This is a genomic window from Arthrobacter sp. Ld5, assembly GCF_051172775.1.
Classification (GTDB): Bacteria; Actinomycetota; Actinomycetes; order Actinomycetales; family Micrococcaceae; genus Arthrobacter_D.
This window is the reverse complement of record NZ_JBPKBO010000005.1, coordinates 66,069-87,730: the sequence shown is the minus strand read 5'-3', so window position 1 is coordinate 87,730 and position 21,662 is coordinate 66,069. Positions and strand designations below refer to the sequence as shown.

Below are 21,662 nucleotides of genomic sequence, written 5' to 3'. Positions count from 1 at the left end.
CGTGAATGACGGGCAGGTCCACTCAGGGCTGATCATCGTGGACAAGCCGCAGGGCTGGACCAGTCATGACGTCGTCGGGCGCCTGCGCCGCCTCGCCGGCACCCGGAAGGTCGGCCATGCCGGCACCCTCGACCCGATGGCCACCGGGGTCCTCGTCGTCGGCATCAACCGGGCCACCCGCCTCCTGACGTTCATCGTGGGCACCACGAAGACGTACACGGCCACGATCCGGCTGGGCCAGTCCACTCTCACGGACGACGCCGAGGGCGAGGTCACCGGCGGGAGCATCGCCGCGGCCGTGACCGAGGAGGACATCCGCACCGCCGTCGCCGCATTCACGGGTGAGATCCGGCAGGTCCCGAGCAGCGTCAGCGCCATCAAGGTCAAGGGCGAGCGCTCCTACGCGCGGGTCCGCTCCGGCGAGCAGGTCACCCTCGCCGCGCGGCCCGTGACCGTCCACCGCTTCGACATCCACGCGATCCGGCGCGTGAGCAACGGCCGCCTCCAGGACGTCGACGTCACCGTGGAATGCAGTTCCGGCACGTACATCCGTGCCCTCGCCCGCGACCTCGGCGCGGCGCTCGGCGTCGGCGGCCACCTCACGGCGCTCCGACGCACCCGGGTGGGGCCGTACACCATCGGCCAGGCGCGCACCCTCGAGCAGCTCGCCGACGAGCTGGAGGTCCTCTCGCTCGACGACGCCGGACGGGCCCTGTTCCCGGTCCGGGAACTCTCGGACACCGAGACCGCCGACGTGTCCCACGGCCGGAAGGTGGCGGCGAACACGGACCCGGACGGGCCGGTCGCGGCCTACGCACCGGACGGCACGCTCGTGGCGCTGCTCGAGAACCGCGGGGACGCCGCCCGGACCGTCCTGGTGTTCGCGCCCGGGGGGAAGGAGTAGGCATGGACGCCTTCTTCCTCGTCGGGGCCCTCGTGTGCGCCGTCGCCGCCGTCCTGTGCATCGGGGCGGGCGTGCTGCGCCGTCCCCCGAACGACATCACCATCCTCTCGATCGCGGCCGTCGAGCTCTTCCTTCTCGCCTACACCGTCGGCGCCGTGATCCGGCAGCTCACGGGGGAGCCGGTGCTCGGGGAGGCCTGGGAGTTCTGGGGCTACCTGCTCACCGCACTCCTCGTGCCCGTCGGGGCGTTCTGGTGGGCCATCCTCGAGAAGACGCGGTGGAGCAATTTCGTGCTGGGAGCGGCGGGGCTGACCGTGTTCGTCATGCTCTTCCGCATGGAGCAGATCTGGGACGGGGTGGCGGGACTGTGAGCAGGCAGAGGCACGGGGCGGCACCTGGGGCGACCGCGGCGGCCGGCACGCACCGCGCGAGCGGCCCCGGGCGGCTGCTGATCGCGGTGTACGGCGTGTTCGCCCTCGCGGCGACGGCCAGGGCCGCGTTCCAGATCGCCACGAAGTTCGACGAGGCCCCGCTGGCGTACCTGTTGTCGGCGTTCGCCGCCGTCGTGTACATCGTCGCCACTGTCTCCCTGGCCCGCCCGGGCGCCCGGGCCTACCGCGTCTCCGTCGTCGCGGTGACCACGGAACTCGTGGGGGTCGTCGTGGTGGGACTGCTCAGCGTGTTCGACGCCCAGGCGTTCCCGAGCGAGACGGTGTGGTCGGCGTTCGGCCGCGGCTACGGTTTCGTGCCGCTCGTCCTGCCGGTCCTCGGCCTGCTCTGGCTGCGCAGGAACCGGCCGGACGCACCGTGAGAGGATGACGGAAGAGCACCATCCACCCGGCCTCCAGGGAGCGACATGACCAGCACCAGCCCCGAGCACGACGATCCCTCCACGCCGGGCGGACGGCCCACCCGGCCGGCCCCTTCAACGCCACGCGCGTCGACCCCCGCGTCCGGGACGGCGGGCCCCGCGCCGTCGGGCACGACCGCCCGCACCTCCGGGGACGGTGCCCCCGCCACGGGGAAGAAGGCGGGCAGGACGGCGTCCACGGGCGGTGACTGGAACGTGTTCCGCACCGTCGTCGTCCTGCTGGGCCTGGCCCTCGCCGCCTTCGGCGTCTACTACCTGGTCTTCGGCACGGCGGGGCTGCCGGACTCCGACGGCACGCCGGTCAATCCCACCCTCGAGAGCCAGTTCCGGTTCTACTCGGCCATGATGGTGGGGGTCGGCGCGGCGTTCATCACGATCGCCATCAAGTTCCAGTGGGCCAACATGCTCTGGCTCGTGTGCCTCATGGTGTTCTTCGGCGGCATCGGGCGCGTCCTGTCGTGGGCGTTCTCCGGCACCCCCAACTACCTGATGATCATCCTCATGGTCATCGAACTCGCGTTCCCGGCGGCCCTGCTCGTCTGGCACAAGTACATCGCGAAGACCACCGAGCTCCGCCGGGAGTTCGCTCAGGGCAGCTGACCCCCACCATCCCGTCGCCCCGGGGCGCGATGCCGGTCGTCGCGGGGCCGTCGGCCATAATGGGATCGGCGATCGACCCGCCGGACCACACCCGCGGTTCCGGGGATCGGCCGAACCGCGAAGGAGATGCGTGTACTACTGGAGAGACCTGGACAGCGTGCCCGAGGACTTCGGGCCCTCCGTCCTGACGCTCGGCAACTTCGACGGCGTGCACCGGGGCCACCAGCATGTCCTGCAGCAGGTCGTCGAGGCGGCGCGGCAGCGATCCGCCGCGGCCGTCGTCGTGTCCTTCGACCCGCACCCCTCCCAGGTCCACCGGCCGGACACGGCGCCAGAACTGATCATGGGCCTCGACGACCGCGTGGAGACCCTCGCCGAGACCGGCATCGACGCCCTCCTGATGATGCACTACACGCTCGACCTGGCCTCCGATTCGCCGGAGGAGTTCGTGGAGCGCGTGTTCGTGCGGGGGCTCAGGGCCAAGGCCGTGGTCATCGGCCACGACGTCCGGTTCGGACGGGGCAACAGCGGGGACCTCGACACCATGCGGCACCTCGGCCGCACGCTCGGGTTCGAGGTCATCACCATCGACGACTTCGGCGCCGGCTACCCGTCGGACGTCACGGACGCCGACGGCGACCGCCGCTGCTCCTCGACCTGGGTCCGGGAGGCGCTGGAGGCCGGCGACGTGGCCACCGCGGCCCGCGTGCTCGGCCGGCTCCACCGCATGCGCGGCGACGTGGTGCACGGGGCCGCCCGCGGCCGGGAACTCGGCTACCCGACCGCCAACCTGGGCGCCTCCGCGCAGGGCTTCACCCCCGCCGACGGCATCTACGCCGGCTGGCTCACCGACCAGGCCGGCACGCGGTGGCCCGCCGCCATCTCCGTCGGATCCAATCCCACCTTCGACGGCGTGGACCGCCAGGTCGAGGCGCACGTCATCAACCGTCCGCCGGAGCGGGTGCAGGACTTCGACCTGTACGGGCAGTCCGTCGTCGTCGAATTCGTCGAACGGCTGCGCGGGCAGATCGCCTACACCGGACCCGAAGCGCTCATCGACCAGATGAGGCTCGACGTCGACCGCGCGCGCGGACTGCTTTCGACAGAACATCAGCCCAGACGCTAGACTGAGGCCAGATCCGGCTGCAGTCCGTGGTGGCTGGATTTTTCTGTGTCGTCGTGCAAACGATGCTCAGCACCTGTTCACGGTACAACTCTAGGAGTTACTCGTGGCCCTTGACGCCGCCATCAAGCAGGAAATCATCAAGGCATACGCCCTGGCCGAAGGCGACACCGGTTCGCCCGAGGTCCAGATCGCGATGCTTTCCCGCCGTATCCTCGACCTGACCGAGCACCTGAAGATGCACAAGCACGACCACCACACGCGTCGTGGCCTGCTTCTTCTCGTCGGTCGCCGCCGTCGCCTGCTGGACTACCTGCGGGACACCGACATCACGCGCTACCGGACGCTCATCGAGCGCCTGGGTCTGCGTCGATAAGTAGCATCGGAAGGCGGCATCCCCTCCACGCGAGGGGGAGCCGCCTTCTTGCTGGAAACAGCACCGAAGTACCCCACGCATAACAGGAGTCGATCGGCACCACGCATTCGCGGTCCTCGGTAGTGATCTCCGGAACACCGGTTCCGTGGATCTCGATCGAAGACCGGGTGCTGTGGACCGTCCACGAGGGACGAGCCATGTCGGGTGCCGACCGCCTCCACCTACCAGGAAACGGAGGTGACTCTCTTGGAGGGTCCCGAAATTCAGTTCGCCGAAGCAGTGATCGACAACGGTCGCTTCGGAACACGCACCGTCCGGTTCGAGACCGGTCGCGTCGCCCAGCAGGCCGCCGGCTCCGCCATGGTCTACATCGACGAGGACACCGCGCTGCTCTCGGCGACCACCGCCGGCAAGCACCCGCGCGAAGGCTTCGACTTCTTCCCGCTGACGGTCGACGTCGAAGAGCGCATGTACGCCGCGGGCCGCATCCCGGGCTCGTTCTTCCGCCGTGAAGGCCGCCCCTCGACGGAGGCCATCCTCGCCTGCCGCCTCATGGACCGCCCGCTGCGCCCCGCCTTCGTCAAGGGACTCCGCAACGAGGTCCAGGTCGTCGTCACCGTCCTCGCGATCAACCCCGACGTCCGCTACGACGTCGTGGCCATCAACGCGGCGTCCATGTCCACGCAGCTCTCCGGCCTGCCCTTCTCGGGTCCGATCGGCGGGGTCCGCGTCGCACTCGTCTCCGACGGCAGCGGCTCCGACCAGTGGATCGCCTTCCCGAAGCACTCCGAGCTCGAGAACTCCGTCTTCGACATGGTCGTCGCCGGACGCATCGCCGGCGACGACGTCGCCATCATGATGGTCGAGGCCGAGGCCACCGACAACTCGTGGAACCTCATCAAGGAGAACGGTGCGACCGCTCCCACCGAGGAGATCGTCGCGGACGGCCTCGAGGCCGCCAAGCCCTTCATCCGCGCGCTGTGCGAGGCGCAGGCCGACCTCGCCGCCCGCGCCGCGAAGCCGACCGTCGAGTTCCCCGTCTTCCTCGACTACCAGGACGACGTCTACGCCGCCGTCGAGTCCGCCGGCGCCGAGAGGCTCGGACAGGTCTTCCAGATCGGCGACAAGCAGGAGCGCGAGAGCGCGTCCGACGCCCTCAAGGCAGAGCTCGTGGAGGCCCTCGGCGCCCAGTTCGAGGGACGCGAGAAGGAACTCTCCGCAGCGTTCCGGTCGCTGACCAAGGCCGTCGTCCGCCAGCGCATCCTCAAGGACCAGGTCCGCATCGACGGCCGCGGCCTGAGCGACATCCGCAAGCTCACGGCCGAGGTCGAGGTCCTGCCGCGCGTGCACGGCTCCGCGATCTTCGAGCGCGGCGAGACCCAGATCCTCGGTGTCACCACGCTGAACATGCTCAAGATGGAGCAGCAGATCGACTCGCTGTCGCCCGTCACGCGCAAGCGCTACATGCACAACTACAACTTCCCGCCCTACTCCACCGGTGAGACCGGCCGCGTCGGTTCGCCGAAGCGCCGCGAGATCGGCCACGGGGCCCTCGCGGAGCGCGCCCTCGTGCCGGTCCTGCCGAGCCGCGAGGAGTTCCCGTACGCGATCCGTCAGGTCTCCGAGGCGCTGAGCTCCAACGGCTCGACGTCGATGGGCTCGGTCTGCGCCTCCACGCTGTCGCTGCTCAACGCCGGTGTCCCGCTCCGCGCACCGGTCGCCGGTATCGCCATGGGCCTCGTCTCCGACGTCGTCGACGGTCAGACCCGCTACGCGGCGCTGACGGACATCCTCGGTGCGGAGGACGCCTTCGGTGACATGGACTTCAAGGTCGCCGGAACGTCCGAGTTCGTCACGGCCATCCAGCTGGACACGAAGCTCGACGGCATCCCCGCCTCCGTGCTCGCCGCCGCCCTGAAGCAGGCCCGCGAGGCGCGCCTGCACATCCTGGGCGTGCTGCAGGCCGCGATCGACACCCCGGACGAGCTCTCCGAGTTCGCGCCGCGAATCATCTCGGTGAAGATCCCCGTGGACAAGATCGGCGAGGTCATCGGCCCCAAGGGCAAGATGATCAACCAGATCCAGGAGGACACCGGGGCGGACATCTCCATCGAGGACGACGGCACCGTGCTGATCGGCGCGACGAACGGCGAGTCGGCGGAAGCCGCACGCGCCGCCGTCAATGCCATCGCCAACCCGCAGGTCCCCGAGATCGGTGAGCGCTACCTGGGCACGGTCGTCAAGACCACGACCTTCGGCGCCTTCGTCTCGCTGACCCCCGGCAAGGACGGCCTGCTGCACATCTCCGAGCTGCGGAAGCTCGCCGGCGGGAAGCGCGTCGACAACGTCGACGAGGTCGTCTCCGTAGGCCAGAAGGTCCAGGTCGAGATCACCAAGGTCGACGACCGCGGAAAGCTCTCGCTCTCGCCCGTCGTCGCGGAGGACGTCTCCGAGGACGCCGGTATCGAGCTGCCCGAGGCCACCGAGGGCGACGACTGACCTCTTGCCCCGCTCTTCCCGAGCACCGTACGGCCCCGGCGCGTTCCGATCGATCCGATCGGCGCCGGGGCCGTACGCCGTTGTCCGACAGACCAGAAAGTCCAGGATGTCCCTGTCCTCCGTAGTGTCCCTGCCCCTGCTCCCCACGTCCACCGGCGGGGAGGGCGCCGACCCCACCTTCGTCGCCGGTGACCCCGGCGGCAACGTGGTGCGGCGCAGCGTGCTGCCCGGCGGCGTCCGTGTGCTCACCGAGGCGATGCCGGGCCAGCGGTCAGCGACGATCGGCTTCTGGGTGGGCGTCGGATCCCGCGACGAGGCCGACGGCCAGCACGGCTCCACCCACTTCCTCGAACACCTGCTGTTCAAGGGCACCGCGCGCCGGAGCGCCATGGACATCGCCTCCGCCTTCGACGAGGTGGGCGGCGAATCCAACGCCGCCACCGCGAAGGAGAACACCTGCTACTACGCGCGGGTCCTCGACACCGACCTGCCGATGGCCATCGACGTCATCGCGGACATGGTCACCTCCGCCGTGCTCGACCCGGAGGAGCTCGAGCAGGAGCGGGACGTGATCCTCGAGGAGATCGCGATGGACAGCGACGATCCCGCGGACGTCGCGCACGAGCGGTTCGTCAAACTGGTGCTGGGGGAGCACCCCCTCGGCCGGCCCATCGGCGGGACGCCCGAAGCGATCCGCGCCGTGCCGCGCGACTCCGTGCTCGCGCACTACCGCCGCTACTACACACCGGCCGAACTGGTCGTCACGGCCGCGGGCGGACTGGACCACGACGTCGTCTGCCGTCTCGTCCAGGACGCGCTGGAGACCGCCGGGTGGACCCTCGAGGAGGGCGCCCTGCCCGTCCCGCGCCGCCGGACTACCGAGGCCGCCGTCCAGGGGGCGACGGGCGTGCACGTGATCCGCCGCGCCGTCGAGCAGTCGAACATCCTGATCGGCTGCCCCTCGCTCACGGCGACGGACGAGCGCAGGTTCGCGATGAGTGTCCTGAACGCAGTCCTGGGCGGGGGCATGTCGTCGCGCCTGTTCCAGGAGATCCGCGAGAAGCGCGGGCTGGTCTACTCCACCTACTCGTTCTCGGCCGCCTACGCCGACGCGGGGTACTTCGGCATGTACGCCGGATGCTCGCCGGCCAAGACGGCCCAGGTCATCGACCTGCTCGGCGCCGAACTGGACCGGCTCGCCGCCGACGGCATCGACGCCGAGGAGCTCCGCAAGGCGGTCGGGCAGCTCTCGGGCGGACTGGTCATGGCGCTCGAGGACAGCAGCTCCCGCATGTCGCGGCTCGGCCGGTCGGAACTCGTCTCGGGCGAGTTCGTCGACATGGACACCTCCCTCCACCGCATCCGGTCCGTCACCGCCGAGGACGTCCAGGCCCTGGCGCGGGAGCTCGCCGCAGCGCCGCGCACCACGGTCGTCGTCGGACCGTTCGACTCGGAAGCGGACCTCGCCGCCCAGGGCTCCTGGCAGGCATGATGATGCCCGCTCCCACTGCGACGCCTGACGCGAAGAAGGCCCTGAGCCTGCCGAACCGGATCGCGATCGGCCTCCTCGCGGCGGCTGCCGCCGTGGTCGGTCTGCTGCTCCTCTCCAATGCGCTCGGCGGGGACGAGGACCGCACCGACGGGACGACGGCCGCGGCCGAGGTCGTCAGGGAGGACAGCCACCGCCTGTCCCAGGCGCCGGACGAGAAGGCCGTGCTGGTCGAGTTCCTCGACTTCGAATGCGAATCCTGCCTGGCCGCGTACCCGGTGGTGGAGGACCTCGCCGAGGAGTACGGGAAGAACCTGACGGTCGTCTCCCGGTACTTCCCGCTGCCGGGCCACCCCAACTCCGAGACAGCGGCCGCGGCCGTCGAGGCCGCCGCCCGGCAGGGCCGGTTCAAGGACATGCACGCGCGCATGTACGAGACGCAGCCCGAGTGGAGCCACACCAACGAGGACCGGTCACCGGTCTTCAGGGGCTACGCGGAGGACCTCGGGCTGGACATGGCCGCCTACGACGCCGCGATCGCCGACCCGGCCACCATGGAGCGGATCGAGGCCGACAAGGCCGACGGCATGGCCCTGGACGTGCAGGGCACCCCGACGTTCTTCCTCGAGGGACGGAAGATCCAGCCGGCCACGATCGAGGAGTTCCGGAGCCTCATCGAGACCGCCATCGGGGACTGAGCACCATGGCGCATCCCACCGGCGACCGGGGTCGCGTGTCGTCACCGCGGCCCGACGACGCAGCCCTGCCCGGGTTCGCGCGCCGGATCCCGTTCGGCCTGATGCTCGTCGTCACCGGGGCCATCGGCTGGGGTGCCGCCGGCATCCTGATCCTCGAGAAGCTCGAGCTCTACCGGAACCCCGACCACGTCACCAGCTGCGACATCAACCCGTGGGTGTCCTGCGGGCAGGTCATGCAGACCTGGCAGTCCGAGCTCTTCGGCTTCCCCAACCCCTTCATCGGGCTCGTGGGCTTCACCGTCGTCATCACCACCGGCATGGCCCTGCTCGCCGGAGCCCGGTTCAGCCGCTGGTACTGGGCCGGCCTGCAGGCGGGCCTCACCCTCGGCGCGGTGTTCGCGGCCTGGCTGTGGAGCCAGGCACTCTTCGACATCTACATCCTGTGCCTCTACTGCATGGTCGTGTGGGCGGCGATGATCCCCCTGATCGTCCTCACGACGGTGCGCAACCTGGTCCACGGGGTCATCCCCGCGCCCGCCGTCGCCACGCGCACCCTCGCCGCGTGGGTAGGTCCGATCATCGTGCTGACCTGGATCGCCGTCGCCGCCTCGGTGTTCCTCCGCTTCCCCCACGTGTTCACCTGAGGGGGTGCGGGACCTCCCGTGACGGCGCGGACCCGGCCGGTCCCGGACGTGCGGACAACCTGCGGATAAGCTGCGGGCGCGCACGCCGCCGGAGGCCCCGCGGGTTCGTAGGATGGGACCCTGATGACCACTGCGGCCGGGGAGCTGATACGTATCGACGATCGAGCGATCGAGCAGGCAGCGCGCCCGGCTCAGGGCACGGTGCCGGCACCCGGCCACCCGCGGGCGGTGCAGAGGTCCGCGGCCGGGGGCCGGGCGACGCTCACGCTGCTCCGCCCGGCCCTGCTCCGCCTGAGCTGGGCACCGGAGACCGAGGTGGGGGAGGCCGACGCCAGGGACGTCCTCCGGCAGAGCCTCGAACTGGTCGGCCACGTCCCGTACGCGGTCCTGGTGGACATGCGCCACATCACGATCATCACGGCCGGTGCCCGGGCCGCCTACGGGTCCGACCTGATGGTCCTGGCGGCCGCGATGCTCGGCGCCACCCCCGTGGACCGGGTGATCGCCGCATCCGTGCAGCAGGCGGTGCACGAGGTCCGTTTCTTCACCGACGCGGATGCGGCGCTGGCCTGGCTGGCCGGTCATCTCCCCGACCCGTCGTCCCGCCTCCCCTAGCGGCGCCGGCGACCCCGATAGTGTGCGACCGGAGGCCGACGCGCGTGACGGAGGGGAAGCGATGGTGATCGACGGGGACCCTCGGGTGGCGGACGAGGCCTTCACGGCGACGCTGCGGGACGGCGTCCTGTGGGTGGAGTGGCTCGCCGGCACGAGTGTGGGGGATACGGACGCCGGTGCCCTCGTGGAGCGGGCCGACGCGATCGGCGGGGGCGTGTGCCCGCCGATGCTGGTCGAGCTCAACGGCATGGTGACCCTCAGCCGGACTGCCCTGCTCCGGTTCGCCCGTGAGCTCAACATCGCAGCGATGGCGATCGTGGGGCCGACCGCCGTCGACCGGGCCCTCGCGTCGTTCTTCGCCGAGGTCCACGATCCGCCGTATCCGACCCGGTACTTCCCGCACCGCACCTCCGCCCTCCACTGGCTCACGGACTGCCCCCACGCGACCTGACACACCCGGCGGAGTCGCCTGGGATTACGGGCTTTCGGCCTGCTGACGCCGTCCGGGGTGCGGGTATACAGTGCCCTATGTCTCCCGATTCTGCGGTCGAGATCGAGCGGAAGTTCGACGTCGACGACGACGCCGCCGTCCCCGTGCTGCACGACCTCCCAGGGGTCGGGACGGTGGACCAGCCGGTCGAGCACCGGCTCGAGGCCCTGTACTTCGACACCGAGGACTTCCGCCTCGCCTCGCGGGGCATCACCGTCCGACGGCGGACCGGGGGAGAGGACGCCGGCTGGCACCTGAAGATCCCCGTCGCTCCCGACGAACGCCAGGAGCACCGCGAGCCGCCGGGCAGGAAGGCCGACGGCGTCCCCGCGTCGCTGCTGGATCTCGTCAGGGTGCACACCAGGGACAGGGCGCTGGTCCCGGTCGCGCGGCTGACGACGCGACGCACGGTGCACCGCCTCCACGGCACGGGGGACGACGTCCTCGCCGACGTCTCGGACGACCGCGTGGAGGCGGAGGTGCTGCGTCCCGGGGGGTCCGGCCTGCGCTGGCGGGAATGGGAGATCGAACTCGTCGACGGGACCAGGGACCTGCTCGACGCCGCACGGGCCCGGATCGTGGCGGCCGGGGCACGCCCCGCCGTCCACGGGTCCAAGCTGGAGCGGAGCCTCGGGCCGCTGCTCCCCGGCGTGGGCCGGCGCCCCACGCCGACGCCGGACGGTCCGGCCGGGGACGTCCTCCTCGCCTATCTCCACGAGCAGCTGACCGTGCTCGAGCAGCAGGACCCCCAGGTCCGCCAGGACGCGCCCGACGCGGTCCACCGCATGCGGGTCGCCACCCGGCGCGCGCGGTCCGTCCTGGGCACCTACCGGTCCCTGCTGGAGGACGCCGACGCCGTCCGGCTGCTGCGCGAGGAACTGAAATGGCTCGCCGGCGTCCTGGGCAGGGCACGGGACGCGGAGGTCATGCACGCGCGGCTCGACCAGATGCTGGCCGGGGAGCCGGTCGAACTCCTGCTGGGACCGGTCGCGCGCAGGGTGGACCTGGAACTCGGGGGCGACTACCGGAAGGCCCACGCCCGCGCCCTCAAGGCGCTGGACGGCAGGCGCTACTTCCGGCTGGTCGACGCCTTCGGGTCGCTGCTCGCAGCGCCGGCCCTGACCGCGCGTGCTGCCGAGCCGGCGGCCAGGGTGATCCCGGATCTCCTCGACCACGACATGCGGCGACTGCGCTCGGCGGTCCACGAGGCCAGGCACCACCCGGCCGGCCTGGGCGACCACCCCGCCCTCCACCAGGCGCGCAAGGAGGCGAAGCGGCTGCGCTATGCGGCGGAGGCCGCGGCGCCGCTCGGCCGGAAGAAGATCGCACGCGTGGCCGACGCGGCCCTGGGGATCCAGAAGATCCTCGGCGAGCACCAGGACAGCGTCGTGACCCGTGACATGCTGCGCCGTCTGGGCGCCGTGGCCACTGAGCAGGGCGAGAACGGCTTCACCTACGGCCGGCTGCACGCCCTGGAACAGGTCGCCGCCCTGCGGGCCGAGAAGCGGTTCCGCCGCGAATGGAAGTACTTCCCCCCGATGTTCGGCACGAAGTAGGGACGGTGTCCGCCATGACGAGCTACCCGCGGCACGAGACGGTCAGCTTCCTGCGCGCAGCGGGAGCCGGCTACATCGAGGGCCTGATGCTGATGCGCTACGCGCAGAGGGCCGTCGAGGAGCGCGGGCTCGCCGCCCGCGAGCGGGTCGTCCACGTCGAGGTCTGGGGCGAGGAGACGTGCGGCACGAGCTACCACCAGGGGCACCCGGTGGACCTGAGCCACGACCGCAAGGCCATCTACTGGTATCGCGTCACCATCGACAGGATGCAGGAGGAACGGCGTCCGCCGCCCGGCGCGGCGTCGGGCGACGCGGACGAGGGCCCGGCGCTGGTCGAGGGATCCGCCGCCCCCTAGCCCCCGGCAAAGGGCGGCAGGACGTCGAGCACGTCGTCGTCGGCCAGGACGGTCGCGGTGTCGCGCAGTGCGACCTCGTTGAGCAGGAAGCTGCTGCGGTCGAGGACCACCGCCAGCGACGGAGCGCCGGGGGAGGCCGGGCGTGCGCGCAGTTCGTCGAGCACGGCCCGGAGCGTCCGATTCCCGGCCAGCCGTTCCTCCCCGACACCGGTGGCGGCCTTCGCCGCACCGAAATATCTCACCAGCACCTCAGCCACCGATGGCGCTCATCGACCGGTCGGGCTGGACGAAGTCGTCGGCGCCGAGCCCCGTATGGCTCATGCCGTGCGCCCGCGGCTTGAGCCACATGGCATCACGCCACCGCTGGGCCACGGCCTCGTCGTCCGCGTCCGATCGCAGGAGGTCGCGCAGGTCCGTCTCCTCGCGGGAGAACAGGCAGCTCATGATCTTGCCCTCGGCCGTCACCCGCGTCCGCCGGCAGTCGGCGCAGAACGGCTCCGTGACCGACGCGATGATGCCGACGGTCCCGAGGACGACGTCGGGCGCCGCCTTCGCGCGGACCTCCCACCGTTCGGCGGGAGCGCCGTCCCGATTCCGGGGGTCGGGGGTGAGGACGAAGCGGGTCTCGACCAGCGCGCGCATCTCCGCGGCGGTCACCATGCCCTCCTTCGTCCACCCGTGGTCGGCGTCGAGGGGCATCTGCTCGATGAAGCGCAGTTCGAAGCCGCGGGAGACCGCCCATTCCACGAGATCGGGCGCCTCGTGGTCGTTGATGCCGCGCATCAGCACGGCGTTGATCTTCACGAGGCCCAGTCCGGCGTCGGCGGCCGCCTCGATGCCGCGGAGCACCCGGTCCAGGAACGGGCGACGCGTCAGGCGGGCGAAGGTCTCGGGGTGCAGGGAGTCCATGGAGACGTTGATGCGCGTGAGCCCCGCGTCCTTCAACTGCGCCGCACGGCGGTCCAGGCCCAGGGCGTTGGTCGTCATCGAGATCGGCAGGTCCGCGTGGTCGGCGCGGATGTCCCGGATGATGTCGAGCAGGTCGGCCCGGACGAGGGGCTCCCCACCCGTCAGGCGCAGCTCACGGATGCCGAGCAGATCGACGCCGATCCGGACGAGCCGGACGATCTCCTGGCGGGACAGGACCTGGTCCTTCTGCAGCCAGTTGAGGCCCTCCGCGGGCATGCAGTACGTGCACCGCAGGTTGCACTTGTCCGTGAGCGACAGCCGCATGTCCGTCGCCTGCCTGCCGTGGGTGTCCAGAAGGCCCTCGATCGCGCCCGCGCGGGCGGTGCGCGGCATTCCCAGTTGGATTCCCATGCAGACGAGGCTACGCCCTCCGTCGGCTCCGACCTACCGGGGGAGCGCGCCGGCGCGCGGGGTTGCGGTCGGGGGCGCGACGCCGCAGCCCCCGACGCCGGATTCCACACGGTAACGTTCTCGGTGACCCAGGCCACGCCCGCCGCGCGGCCGCGGCACCAGCGTGCGGAAGGCAACCATGAGACGTACCGTCGCCGAACACCAGGCCGCCGTGGCCGGGCTGCTGCGCACCGGGTACCACCCTGCGCCCCCCGAGGTCCTCGCCCTCCGCGACGCCCTCGGCCGGGCACTGGCGGAGGACGTGCGCGCGCCCGTGAGCCTCCCGCCGTTCGACAACTCGCAGATGGACGGGTACGCCGTCCACGCCGCGGACCTTCCGGGGGCGGCCACGCTGACGGTGGCCGACCCCATCCCGGCGGGCACGGTACCGCCGCCGCTCCAGCCGGGGACGGCGGCCCCGATCATGACCGGGGCCATGCTGCCGGACGGGGCCGCCGCCGTCGTGCCCATCGAGCGGGCGGACCCGGACCGGTTCTACTCCGCAGCCGACCGGGCGGACGAAAGCGTGACGGTGCGGCTCCCCGGAGACGTCGACGCCGGGCAGTTCGTGCGGCGCGCGGGAAGCGACATCACCGCGGGCGATATCGCGCTGCAGGCCGGGACACTGCTCGGTGCCGCCCAACTCGGGCTCCTCGCCGCCTGCGGCGCGGACCGGGTCCGGGTGGCGCCGCGCTTCCGCGTGCTGCTGCTGTCCACGGGCGACGAGGTGACCGAGCCCGGCTCCGCCCTCCCACCGGGACGGATCTACGACGCCAACACCACGCTCCTCGAGGCGGCGCTGCGGGAGGCGGGCGCCGACGTCACCCGCCACCGCCTGCTCGGGGACGATCCCGCCGTGCTCCGGCAGGCCCTCGCCGCCATCACCGAGGGCAGCACCGACCTCGTCCTGAGCACCGGGGGCATCAGCCAGGGCGCCTACGAGGTGGTGAAGCAGGCCCTGGCGGCGAGCCGCGTGGAGTTCTCCTCCGTGGCCCTGCAGCCCGGCGGCCCGCAGGCGCACGGCACCATCTCCGGCGTCCCGTTCCTCGGGTTCCCCGGCAACCCCGTGAGCGCGATCGTCTCCTTCGAGATGTTCCTGCGGCCGGCCCTGCACCGGATCACCGGGGTCCCGGCGCCCCGCCCCGTGCTGGAGGCGGTCCTCGCCGAGGGAGTCGACAGTCCTCCCGCGAAGCACCAGGTACGCCGCGGCGTCTACCGCGACGGGAGGGTGACGCTCGTCGGCGGCCCCGGATCCCACCTGCTGCATGCGCTGGCCGCCGCGAACTGCCTCGTGCACCTGCCCGAGGGCGTCGCCTCGCTCGCCTCGGGGAGTCGCGTCGAGGTCACGCTCATCGGTCCCGTCCCGACGGACCCGGTGGCACCCGCGGCACCGATCACCGGGGAGCGGGCAGGATCTGGTGGAATGGACTCCGCAGAAAGGACTCTCCCATGAGCACTCCACCCCCTCCCTCGGGGCTCTCCCACGTCCGGGCCGACGGCACCGCCCACATGGTCGACGTCTCCGGCAAGCAGGCGACCGCCCGCCAGGCCGTCGCCGAGGCGACCCTCGAGACCACGCCCGACGTCGTCGCGCTCATCACCGACGGCAGCCTCCCGAAGGGTGACGCCCTCGCCGTCGCCCGCGTCGCCGGCATCATGGCGGCCAAGCAGACCTCCACCCTGATCCCGCTGTGCCACCCGCTGCCGCTGTCGAAGGTGACCGTCGACTTCGAGCCCGACGGCGGCCGGGTGCGGGTGGTCGTGCTCGTGAGGACCACCTCGCTCACCGGCGTCGAGATGGAGGCCCTCACGGCGGCGTCCGTCGCCGCGCTGACCCTCTACGACATGATCAAGGCGGTCGACAAGCACGCCGTCATCACGGGCACGCGCGTGCTCTCGAAGTCCGGCGGCAAGAGCGGGGACTGGGCCGTATGACACCCCTGCGCACCGCCGCCGTCGTCATCGCCTCCACGCGCGCCGCCGCCGGCACCTACGAGGACGAGTGCGGCCCCGCCATCGCCCGCTGGCTCTACGACCACGGCTACGCCGTCGCCGACGCCGTCGTGGTGCCCGACGGCGACGCCGTGGGGACCGCGATCGGCGCGGCACTGGAGGCCCGCCCCGCGGTGCTCATCACGAGCGGGGGCACGGGGCTCAGCCCCGACGACGCCACGCCCGAACAGACCGCGCCGTACCTGACGCGCAGCCTGCCCGGCGTGATGGAGGCCATCCGCCGCGCCGGCGCCGATGCCGTCCCGACGGCCGTCCTCAGCCGCGGGCTGGCGGGCGCTGCGGGCACGACGTTCGTCGTCAACCTGCCCGGATCGCCCGGGGGAGTCCGGGACGGCCTCGCCGTCCTCGCCCCGCTCATCGACCACATCTGCTCCCAGCTGGAGGGCCACCATGACCACCGGTGAAGTCGTGCACGCCGCCGTCGCCGACACCCCGATCACCCCCGAGGAGGCGCACGCCGGCGTCGACTCCCCGCACTGCGGGGCCGTGGTGGGCTTCAGCGGCGTGGTGAGGGACCACGACGGCGGCCGGGACGTGAGCTCGCTGAGCTACTCGGCGCACCCGAGCGCCGAGCGCGTCATCCGGGAGGTCGCCGAGGAGATCGCCGCGCGGCACGACGGCATCCGGATCTGGGTGGCGCACCGGGTCGGACCCCTCGCGATCGGGGACCAGGCGCTCGTCGCGGCCGTCGGTGCCGCGCACCGCGGCGAGGCGTTCCGTGCCTGCTCGGACCTCGTGGACCTCGTGAAGGAGCGCGTCCCCATCTGGAAGGAGCAGTTCTTCGCGGACGGCAGCGTGGAATGGGTCGGGGCAGGGACGGAACAGTAGGCTGGAGGACATGACCGAACTGATGCCGGTGGCCGTGCTGGGTGCCAAGGGCCGCATGGGGGCCGAGGCCGTCCGCGCCATCGAGGCGGCGGAGGACCTCGAGCTCGTCGCGGCCCTCGGCAGCAGCGATCCCCTCGACTCGCTCGTCTCCGCCGGTGCCCGCGTCGTCGTCGACCTGACCGTCCCCGGGGCGACCGTCGGGAACGTCGGCTTCGCCGTCGAGCACGGCATGCACGCCGTCGTCGGGACCACGGGGTGGACCGCCGAACGCCTGGCCCACCTGGAGTCCCTCCTGGCGTCCACGCCGTCCACGGGCGTGCTGATCGCCCCGAACTTCGCGCTCGGGTCCGTGCTCGCCACGGCGTTCGCCGCCGCCGCGGCACGCTACTTCGACTCCGTCGAGATCGTGGAACTCCACCACCCGGACAAGGTCGACGCCCCCTCCGGCACCGCCGTGCGGACCGCCCAGCTCGTCGCGGCGGCGCGGACCGCCGCGGGCGTCCCCGAGGCCCCGGACGCGACACGGGACCAGCTCGACGGCGCACGCGGCGCGCGCGTGGACGGCGTCCCCGTGCACTCCGTGCGGCTCCGCGGGCTGACGGCCCACCAGGAGGTCTTGCTCGGCAGCACGGGGGAACAGCTGACCATCCGCCACGACTCGTTCGACCGTGCCTCGTTCATGCCCGGCGTCCTCCTCGGCATCCGCTCGGTGGCCGGGCATCCCGGGCTGACCGTCGGACTCGACGGCTACCTGGACCTGCAGACGGGCGGGACGGCGTCGTGACCACGCCGACGAACCCGGTGCGCGGGTTCTACCGGCGGCACGGGGTCAAGGCCGGCGTACTCCTCGTCACCGCGCTCCTCGTCTTCTGGCTCGTGGTCGCCTTCCAGCGCAGCTTCCTGCTCCTCGGCGACCCCGACCCCGTGGCCAAGGCCCTGGGCGCGGGGTACCTGCTGCTGCCGTGCATCGGTGCCTGGGCCCTGGTCAGGGAACTGCTCTTCGGCGCCCGGACCGAGCAGATGGCCCGCCGCCTCGACGCCGAGGGCGGACTGCCCGTCGACGACCTTCCGAGGACCCCGGCCGGGCGGATCGTGCGGTCGGCGGCCGACGCCGCCTTCCCCGCGTTCCAGGCCGAGGTCGAGGCGGACCCGGAGAACTGGCGGAGCTGGTTCAGGCTCTCCTGCGCGTACGACGCCGCAGGCGACCGCAAGCGCGCCCGACGGGCGATGCGCGACGCCGCGAAGCTGTACCGGCAGCACGGAGCGGGCGCCACCGGCTAGTGCGCCCGTCAGCGCCGCGCCTCGGCGCGTCCGTCGCGCGCCGCGTTCGCCGCGCCGGAGGCGAGCAGTTCCAGGGGACCACGGGAGTGCAGGCGCTGGAACAGGACGCCGATCGCCACGGCGGCGGCGACCTGCAGCCAGAAGAGCACGAGCGGGTCCGGCAGCGGGGCCAGCTCGTCCGCCCAGCTCATGACGCAGATGTGGAGCGCGTACAGGGTCAGGGTCATGGCCCCCGGCGCCGAGAGCGGCAGCAGCGCCTGCGGGAAGCGGCGCGTGAGCAGGAGGCAGACGGCGACCACGGCGGCAGCGGACCCGGCCACGTGCACGAGGTCGGGCGTCGTCCCCGAATGGGGTGCGCTGACCGCGAGCCACCACCACGAGCCCGACTGGTCCACGCCGCCGAGCCCGACGTCGAGCATCGCCTCCAGCGGGTAGCGGCTGCCGTCCGGGGTCTCCCGGAGGGCGGTGAGGCCGCCGGCCGGCCCGAGGAGCTGCGCACTGAGCAGCCTCGCCCCGGCTGCGGCGAGCACGCCCGCGGCGAGGAGCCCCAGCTGCACGCCGAGCCGGGACAGATCCAGCCGTCCGATCAGGAGGCCCACGAGGACGAAGCCGAGCCACTGCAGCACCGGGTAGTACCCGGTGAGGAAGAGGTCCGCCCCGAGGGTCGCCGGCTCGAGGACGTGCTCGAACACCGGGTTGCCGCCCACGGACGGCGGATCCACGGCCGCGCTCATGAGCGGTCGCAGCAGATACGCGGCCACCGGGGCGAGCAGCAGCCAGCCGGCCGTCCACGCGGCGAGCACCCGCAGCCGCAGGCCCACGAACGGCAGGGCGAGGAGGAACAGCACGCCGTAGTGGACGAGGATGATGGCGATGTTCGTCTCGACGCCGCCGAGGACGAACCCGATCAGGGCGATCACGACCGCGCGCACGGCGATGCCCGTGCGGTCGGCGGAGAGCGTCCGCTCGCGGTGCGGGGAGCGCCCTCCCGTCAGCAGGGCCAGGCCGATGCCCGCGACGACGGCGAACAGGCCGGACGCGCGGCCCGAGAAGAGCAGGGCGGTCCACGTGGCCTCCGTGGAGCCCGGGGCGTACAGGGGCAGGACGTGGGTGCTCATCATGCCGAAGAGGGCCAGGCCGCGCGCCGCGTCGATCCCGGTCAGGCGGCGCGCGGACGTCGTGTGCATCCAGCCATGGTCCCACAGGCGGCTCCGCCGCCTGCGTGCGGTGACATCCGGCCCGGTGCCGCGTCCCACCGGGCCCTGCCCGACCGGGTAACGTCTTAACCATGGCTGAAACCCCCTCCCGCATCCTCCCGTTCGGTTCGCTCGTGGCCGCCATGGTCACGCCGTTCACCGAGACCGGTGGCGTCGACTTCGACGCCACCGCCGCCCTCGCAGCGAAGCTCGTCGACGACGGGTGCGACGGCCTGGTCGTCTCGGGCACGACCGGCGAGACCTCGACGCTCGAGGACTCCGAGAAGGAGGACCTCTACCGCGTGGTCGTCGAGACGGTGGGGGACCGCGCCCGGGTGATCGCCGGGACGGGCACGAACCACACGTCGCACTCGGTGGAGATGGCGCGCCGCGCGGAGCGGGCCGGAGCCCACGCGCAGCTCGTCGTGACGCCCTACTACAACAAGCCCACGCAGTCCGGCGTGCTGGCCCACTTCACGGCCGTGTCCGAGGCGAGCGACCTGCCGATCATGGTCTACGACATCCCGGGCCGCTCCGGGATCCCCATCACCACCGAGACGATGCTCCGCCTGGCCGAGAACCCCCGGATCGGCGCGCTGAAGGACGCGAAGGCGGACTTCAGCGCCATCACGCGGGTGCTCGCCGGCACCGACCTGGACGTGTACGCGGGTGACGACGGCCTCACCCTGCCGTGGATGGCCGCCGGCGCCGTCGGCGTCGTGAGCGTCAGCGCGCAGGTCGCCACCGTCGCCTTCCGCGCGCTGGTCGACGCCGCGGCGGCGGGCGACCTCGACGAGGCCCGCCAGATCCACTTCGCCCTCGACCCCGTGGTGCGTGCCGTGATGACGCACCTCCCGGGCGCGGTCTCGGCGAAGCAGATCCTGCGCCTGCAGGGCGTGCTGGCGAACGCCGTCGTGCGCCTGCCCCTCGTCGAACCGGACGCCGGCGAACTCGGGCCCGTCCTCGCCGACCTGGCGGAGGCCGGATGGGACATCGGGTCCGCGGGAGCCCCCCGGGCCGCGCGCGCATGAGCACCGCGGCCCACGCCGGTCCCGGCCCGGGCAGCCCGCCGCCGGCGCTGGAGCCGGGCACGCTGCGTATCGTCCCGCTCGGCGGACTGGGAGAGATCGGCCGCAACATGGCGGTGTTCGAGATCGACGGCAAGCTCCTGATCGTCGACTGCGGCGTGCTCTTCCCCGAGGAGACCCAGCCCGGCGTCGACCTGATCCTGCCCGACTTCTCCTCCATCGAGCACCGGCTCGACGACGTCGTCGGCCTCGTGCTCACGCACGGCCACGAGGACCACATCGGGGCGGTGCCGTACCTCCTGCGCCTGAAGGCCGACATCCCCCTCGTCGGCTCCCAGCTGACCCTCGCGCTCGTCGAGGCGAAGCTGCAGGAACACCGGATCCGCCCCTACACGCTCACCGTGTCCGAGGGGCAGATCGAGCAGCTCGGGCCCTTCGAGTGCGAGTTCGTCGCCGTCAACCACTCGATCCCCGACGCCCTCGCCGTGTTCCTCCGGACCGAGGCCGGCACCGTCCTCCACACCGGCGACTTCAAGATGGACCAGCTGCCGCTCGACGGGCGCATCACCGACCTGCGGGCCTTCGCTCGCCTCGGCGAGGAGGGCGTGGACCTGCTCATGGTCGACTCCACGAATGCCGACGTCCCCGGCTTCACGACGGCGGAACGCGAGATCGGTCCGGTCCTCGAGTCCCTCTTCGGCCGAGTCCGGAAGCGCATCATCGTCGCCTCCTTCTCCTCCCACGTGCACCGCGTCCAGCAGGTGCTCGACGCCGCCTCCGCCCACGGCCGCTTCGTGTGCTTCGCGGGCCGGTCGATGGTGCGCAACATGGCGATCGCGGCGAGGCTCGGCTACCTGAAGGTGCCGGACGGCATCCTGGTCGACATCAGGAACGTCGACGACCTCCCCGACGACCGCGTGGTCCTCATGTCCACCGGGTCCCAGGGCGAACCCATGGCGGCGCTGTCCCGCATGGCCAACGGGGACCACCGCATCACCGTCGGCGAGGGCGACACCGTGATCCTGGCGTCCTCGCTCATCCCCGGCAACGAGAACGCCGTGTACCGCGTGATCAACGGGCTCCTGAAGCTCGGCGCCGACGTCATCCACAAGGGCAACGCCAAGGTGCACGTGTCCGGGCACGCCGCCGCCGGCGAGCTCCTGTACTGCTACAACATCCTGAGGCCGCGGAACGTCATGCCGGTCCACGGCGAGATCCGGCACCTCATCGCCAACGGGAGGCTCGCGGAGCAGACGGGCGTCCCGGCGTCGAACGTCCTCCTCACGGAGGACGGCTCCGTCGTCGACCTCGTGGCCGGCAGGGCGCGCGTGGTGGGCAGCGTCGAGTGCGGCTACGTGTACGTGGACGGCTCCACCGTGGGGGAGGTCACCGACGCGGACCTGAAGGACCGGCGCACCCTCGGCGAGGAGGGCTTCATCTCGATCATCACCGTGGTGAACCGCAGCACGGGAACCATCGTGTCCGGGCCGGACATCCATGCGCGCGGATTCGCCGAGGACGACGCCGTGTTCGACGAGATCAAGCCGGAGATCGCCCGGGCCCTCGAGCAGGCTGTGGCGAACACGCCGGACCACACGGCCTACCAGCTGCAGCAGGTGGTCCGGCGCATCGTCGGCACCTGGGTCAACAGGGGCTACCGGCGCCGTCCCATGATCATCCCAGTGGTCCTGGAGGCCTGAGGGCGGCCGGTCCGGGAAGCCCGCCAGCGCGCGGAA

General features: G+C 71.9%; 25 protein-coding genes. 22 read left to right on the top strand and 3 right to left on the bottom strand.

Going from position 1 to position 21,662, the window contains the following annotated elements; genetic code table 11:
* Position 1 precedes the first annotated feature (1 nt).
* The 14 genes from truB to ACSGDB_RS02895 all read left to right on the top strand — a co-directional run bounded on the left by truB (position 2) and on the right by ACSGDB_RS02895 (position 12,221).
* Complete coding sequence (truB, locus tag ACSGDB_RS02960) at positions 2 to 904, top strand: tRNA pseudouridine(55) synthase TruB (RefSeq protein ID WP_434992725.1); 903 nt, start codon at positions 2 to 4, stop codon at positions 902 to 904.
* A 2-nt stretch (positions 905 to 906) separates the two neighbouring features.
* Positions 907 to 1,275 carry a hypothetical protein gene (locus ACSGDB_RS02955; protein WP_434992724.1) on the top strand — a complete coding sequence of 123 codons (369 nt, stop codon included), beginning with the start codon at positions 907 to 909 and terminating at the stop codon, positions 1,273 to 1,275.
* Positions 1,272 to 1,715: a hypothetical protein gene (locus ACSGDB_RS02950; protein ID WP_434992723.1), complete on the top strand. Its 444-nt coding sequence runs from the start codon at positions 1,272 to 1,274 to the stop codon at positions 1,713 to 1,715. The genes ACSGDB_RS02955 and ACSGDB_RS02950 overlap by 4 nt, the downstream gene beginning before the upstream one ends.
* A gap of 45 nt (positions 1,716 to 1,760) precedes the next feature.
* Positions 1,761 to 2,375, top strand: a complete 615-nt coding sequence (locus ACSGDB_RS02945; protein ID WP_434992721.1) for a DUF4345 family protein — start codon at positions 1,761 to 1,763, stop codon at positions 2,373 to 2,375.
* A 130-nt stretch (positions 2,376 to 2,505) separates the two neighbouring features.
* Entirely contained in the window at positions 2,506 to 3,501 is a 996-nt protein-coding gene (locus ACSGDB_RS02940; protein WP_434992720.1) for a bifunctional riboflavin kinase/FAD synthetase, read from the top strand.
* 103 nt (positions 3,502 to 3,604) lie between these two features.
* Positions 3,605 to 3,874: a 30S ribosomal protein S15 gene (rpsO, locus tag ACSGDB_RS02935; protein WP_043447493.1), complete on the top strand. Its 270-nt coding sequence runs from the start codon at positions 3,605 to 3,607 to the stop codon at positions 3,872 to 3,874.
* Positions 3,875 to 4,120: 246 nt separating this feature from the next.
* Positions 4,121 to 6,373, top strand: coding sequence for a polyribonucleotide nucleotidyltransferase (locus ACSGDB_RS02930; RefSeq protein WP_434992941.1), 2,253 nt, complete (start codon positions 4,121 to 4,123; stop codon positions 6,371 to 6,373).
* A gap of 106 nt (positions 6,374 to 6,479) precedes the next feature.
* Positions 6,480 to 7,865 (top strand): M16 family metallopeptidase, encoded by a 1,386-nt coding sequence (locus tag ACSGDB_RS02925; RefSeq protein WP_434992717.1) that lies wholly within the window; start codon positions 6,480 to 6,482, stop codon positions 7,863 to 7,865.
* A 2-nt stretch (positions 7,866 to 7,867) separates the two neighbouring features.
* The gene (locus ACSGDB_RS02920; RefSeq protein WP_434992716.1) at positions 7,868 to 8,560 is read left to right on the top strand and encodes a DsbA family protein; all 693 of its coding nucleotides are present in this window, start codon (positions 7,868 to 7,870) and stop codon (positions 8,558 to 8,560) included.
* Positions 8,561 to 8,565: 5 nt separating this feature from the next.
* Complete coding sequence (locus ACSGDB_RS02915) at positions 8,566 to 9,204, top strand: vitamin K epoxide reductase family protein (RefSeq protein ID WP_434992715.1); 639 nt, start codon at positions 8,566 to 8,568, stop codon at positions 9,202 to 9,204.
* A 123-nt stretch (positions 9,205 to 9,327) separates the two neighbouring features.
* Complete coding sequence (locus ACSGDB_RS02910) at positions 9,328 to 9,819, top strand: DUF7793 family protein (protein WP_434992713.1); 492 nt, start codon at positions 9,328 to 9,330, stop codon at positions 9,817 to 9,819.
* A 61-nt stretch (positions 9,820 to 9,880) separates the two neighbouring features.
* Positions 9,881 to 10,270 (top strand): DUF7793 family protein, encoded by a 390-nt coding sequence (locus ACSGDB_RS02905; protein ID WP_434992711.1) that lies wholly within the window; start codon positions 9,881 to 9,883, stop codon positions 10,268 to 10,270.
* A 77-nt stretch (positions 10,271 to 10,347) separates the two neighbouring features.
* Positions 10,348 to 11,865: a CHAD domain-containing protein gene (locus ACSGDB_RS02900; RefSeq protein WP_434992709.1), complete on the top strand. Its 1,518-nt coding sequence runs from the start codon at positions 10,348 to 10,350 to the stop codon at positions 11,863 to 11,865.
* A gap of 14 nt (positions 11,866 to 11,879) precedes the next feature.
* Positions 11,880 to 12,221 (top strand): hypothetical protein, encoded by a 342-nt coding sequence (locus tag ACSGDB_RS02895; RefSeq protein ID WP_434992708.1) that lies wholly within the window; start codon positions 11,880 to 11,882, stop codon positions 12,219 to 12,221.
* Here the strand turns inward: ACSGDB_RS02895 and ACSGDB_RS02890 are convergent.
* Both ACSGDB_RS02890 and moaA read right to left on the bottom strand, forming a co-directional pair.
* Positions 12,218 to 12,469, bottom strand: coding sequence for a MoaD/ThiS family protein (locus ACSGDB_RS02890; RefSeq protein ID WP_434992940.1), 252 nt, complete (start codon positions 12,467 to 12,469; stop codon positions 12,218 to 12,220). The genes ACSGDB_RS02895 and ACSGDB_RS02890 overlap by 4 nt on opposite strands.
* Position 12,470: 1 nt before the next feature.
* Complete coding sequence (gene moaA, locus ACSGDB_RS02885; protein ID WP_434992706.1) at positions 12,471 to 13,541, bottom strand: GTP 3',8-cyclase MoaA; 1,071 nt, start codon at positions 13,539 to 13,541, stop codon at positions 12,471 to 12,473.
* 178 nt (positions 13,542 to 13,719) lie between these two features.
* On the opposite strand from moaA, the gene ACSGDB_RS02880 reads away from it, so the two are divergent.
* Genes ACSGDB_RS02880 through ACSGDB_RS02855 form a run of 6 tightly spaced genes read left to right on the top strand, consistent with a single transcriptional unit; the run spans position 13,720 to position 17,702 of the window.
* Positions 13,720 to 15,033 carry a molybdopterin molybdotransferase MoeA gene (locus ACSGDB_RS02880; protein ID WP_434992704.1) on the top strand — a complete coding sequence of 438 codons (1,314 nt, stop codon included), beginning with the start codon at positions 13,720 to 13,722 and terminating at the stop codon, positions 15,031 to 15,033.
* On the top strand, positions 15,030 to 15,515 hold the full coding sequence (gene moaC / locus ACSGDB_RS02875; RefSeq protein ID WP_434992701.1) for a cyclic pyranopterin monophosphate synthase MoaC: 486 nt from the start codon (positions 15,030 to 15,032) through the stop codon (positions 15,513 to 15,515). Before ACSGDB_RS02880 ends, moaC begins: the two co-directional genes overlap by 4 nt.
* The gene (locus tag ACSGDB_RS02870; protein ID WP_434992698.1) at positions 15,512 to 15,997 is read left to right on the top strand and encodes a MogA/MoaB family molybdenum cofactor biosynthesis protein; all 486 of its coding nucleotides are present in this window, start codon (positions 15,512 to 15,514) and stop codon (positions 15,995 to 15,997) included. Before moaC ends, ACSGDB_RS02870 begins: the two co-directional genes overlap by 4 nt.
* Entirely contained in the window at positions 15,984 to 16,421 is a 438-nt protein-coding gene (locus ACSGDB_RS02865; RefSeq protein WP_434992697.1) for a molybdenum cofactor biosynthesis protein MoaE, read from the top strand. Before ACSGDB_RS02870 ends, ACSGDB_RS02865 begins: the two co-directional genes overlap by 14 nt.
* A gap of 10 nt (positions 16,422 to 16,431) precedes the next feature.
* Positions 16,432 to 17,205 (top strand): 4-hydroxy-tetrahydrodipicolinate reductase, encoded by a 774-nt coding sequence (gene dapB / locus ACSGDB_RS02860; protein WP_434992696.1) that lies wholly within the window; start codon positions 16,432 to 16,434, stop codon positions 17,203 to 17,205.
* Between the two features lie 17 nt (positions 17,206 to 17,222).
* Entirely contained in the window at positions 17,223 to 17,702 is a 480-nt protein-coding gene (locus tag ACSGDB_RS02855) for a hypothetical protein (RefSeq protein WP_434992939.1), read from the top strand.
* Between the two features lie 8 nt (positions 17,703 to 17,710).
* On the opposite strand, the gene ACSGDB_RS02850 is transcribed toward ACSGDB_RS02855, so the two are convergent.
* Positions 17,711 to 18,889: a heparan-alpha-glucosaminide N-acetyltransferase domain-containing protein gene (locus tag ACSGDB_RS02850; protein ID WP_434992694.1), complete on the bottom strand. Its 1,179-nt coding sequence runs from the start codon at positions 18,887 to 18,889 to the stop codon at positions 17,711 to 17,713.
* Between the two features lie 101 nt (positions 18,890 to 18,990).
* Here ACSGDB_RS02850 and dapA point away from each other — a divergent pair, with 101 nt between their 5' ends.
* The gene (gene dapA / locus ACSGDB_RS02845; protein WP_434992692.1) at positions 18,991 to 19,929 is read left to right on the top strand and encodes a 4-hydroxy-tetrahydrodipicolinate synthase; all 939 of its coding nucleotides are present in this window, start codon (positions 18,991 to 18,993) and stop codon (positions 19,927 to 19,929) included.
* Entirely contained in the window at positions 19,926 to 21,626 is a 1,701-nt protein-coding gene (locus ACSGDB_RS02840; protein ID WP_434992691.1) for a ribonuclease J, read from the top strand. The genes dapA and ACSGDB_RS02840 overlap by 4 nt, the downstream gene beginning before the upstream one ends.
* The last annotated feature ends 36 nt before the right edge of the window (positions 21,627 to 21,662 follow it).

Coding starts and splice junctions, on each gene's coding strand:
- ACSGDB_RS02955 (WP_434992724.1), top strand. CDS start 907: ATGGACGCCTTCTTCCTCGTCGGGGCCCTCGTGTGCGCCGTCGCCGCC.
- ACSGDB_RS02945 (WP_434992721.1), top strand. CDS start 1,761: ATGACCAGCACCAGCCCCGAGCACGACGATCCCTCCACGCCGGGCGGA.
- ACSGDB_RS02925 (WP_434992717.1), top strand. CDS start 6,480: ATGTCCCTGTCCTCCGTAGTGTCCCTGCCCCTGCTCCCCACGTCCACC.
- ACSGDB_RS02920 (WP_434992716.1), top strand. CDS start 7,868: ATGCCCGCTCCCACTGCGACGCCTGACGCGAAGAAGGCCCTGAGCCTG.
- ACSGDB_RS02915 (WP_434992715.1), top strand. CDS start 8,566: ATGGCGCATCCCACCGGCGACCGGGGTCGCGTGTCGTCACCGCGGCCC.
- ACSGDB_RS02910 (WP_434992713.1), top strand. CDS start 9,328: ATGACCACTGCGGCCGGGGAGCTGATACGTATCGACGATCGAGCGATC.
- ACSGDB_RS02905 (WP_434992711.1), top strand. CDS start 9,881: ATGGTGATCGACGGGGACCCTCGGGTGGCGGACGAGGCCTTCACGGCG.
- ACSGDB_RS02900 (WP_434992709.1), top strand. CDS start 10,348: ATGTCTCCCGATTCTGCGGTCGAGATCGAGCGGAAGTTCGACGTCGAC.
- ACSGDB_RS02895 (WP_434992708.1), top strand. CDS start 11,880: ATGACGAGCTACCCGCGGCACGAGACGGTCAGCTTCCTGCGCGCAGCG.
- moaA (WP_434992706.1), bottom strand. CDS start 13,541: ATGGGAATCCAACTGGGAATGCCGCGCACCGCCCGCGCGGGCGCGATC.
- ACSGDB_RS02880 (WP_434992704.1), top strand. CDS start 13,720: ATGAGACGTACCGTCGCCGAACACCAGGCCGCCGTGGCCGGGCTGCTG.
- moaC (WP_434992701.1), top strand. CDS start 15,030: ATGAGCACTCCACCCCCTCCCTCGGGGCTCTCCCACGTCCGGGCCGAC.
- ACSGDB_RS02870 (WP_434992698.1), top strand. CDS start 15,512: ATGACACCCCTGCGCACCGCCGCCGTCGTCATCGCCTCCACGCGCGCC.
- ACSGDB_RS02865 (WP_434992697.1), top strand. CDS start 15,984: ATGACCACCGGTGAAGTCGTGCACGCCGCCGTCGCCGACACCCCGATC.
- dapB (WP_434992696.1), top strand. CDS start 16,432: ATGACCGAACTGATGCCGGTGGCCGTGCTGGGTGCCAAGGGCCGCATG.
- ACSGDB_RS02850 (WP_434992694.1), bottom strand. CDS start 18,889: ATGCACACGACGTCCGCGCGCCGCCTGACCGGGATCGACGCGGCGCGC.
- dapA (WP_434992692.1), top strand. CDS start 18,991: ATGGCTGAAACCCCCTCCCGCATCCTCCCGTTCGGTTCGCTCGTGGCC.
- ACSGDB_RS02840 (WP_434992691.1), top strand. CDS start 19,926: ATGAGCACCGCGGCCCACGCCGGTCCCGGCCCGGGCAGCCCGCCGCCG.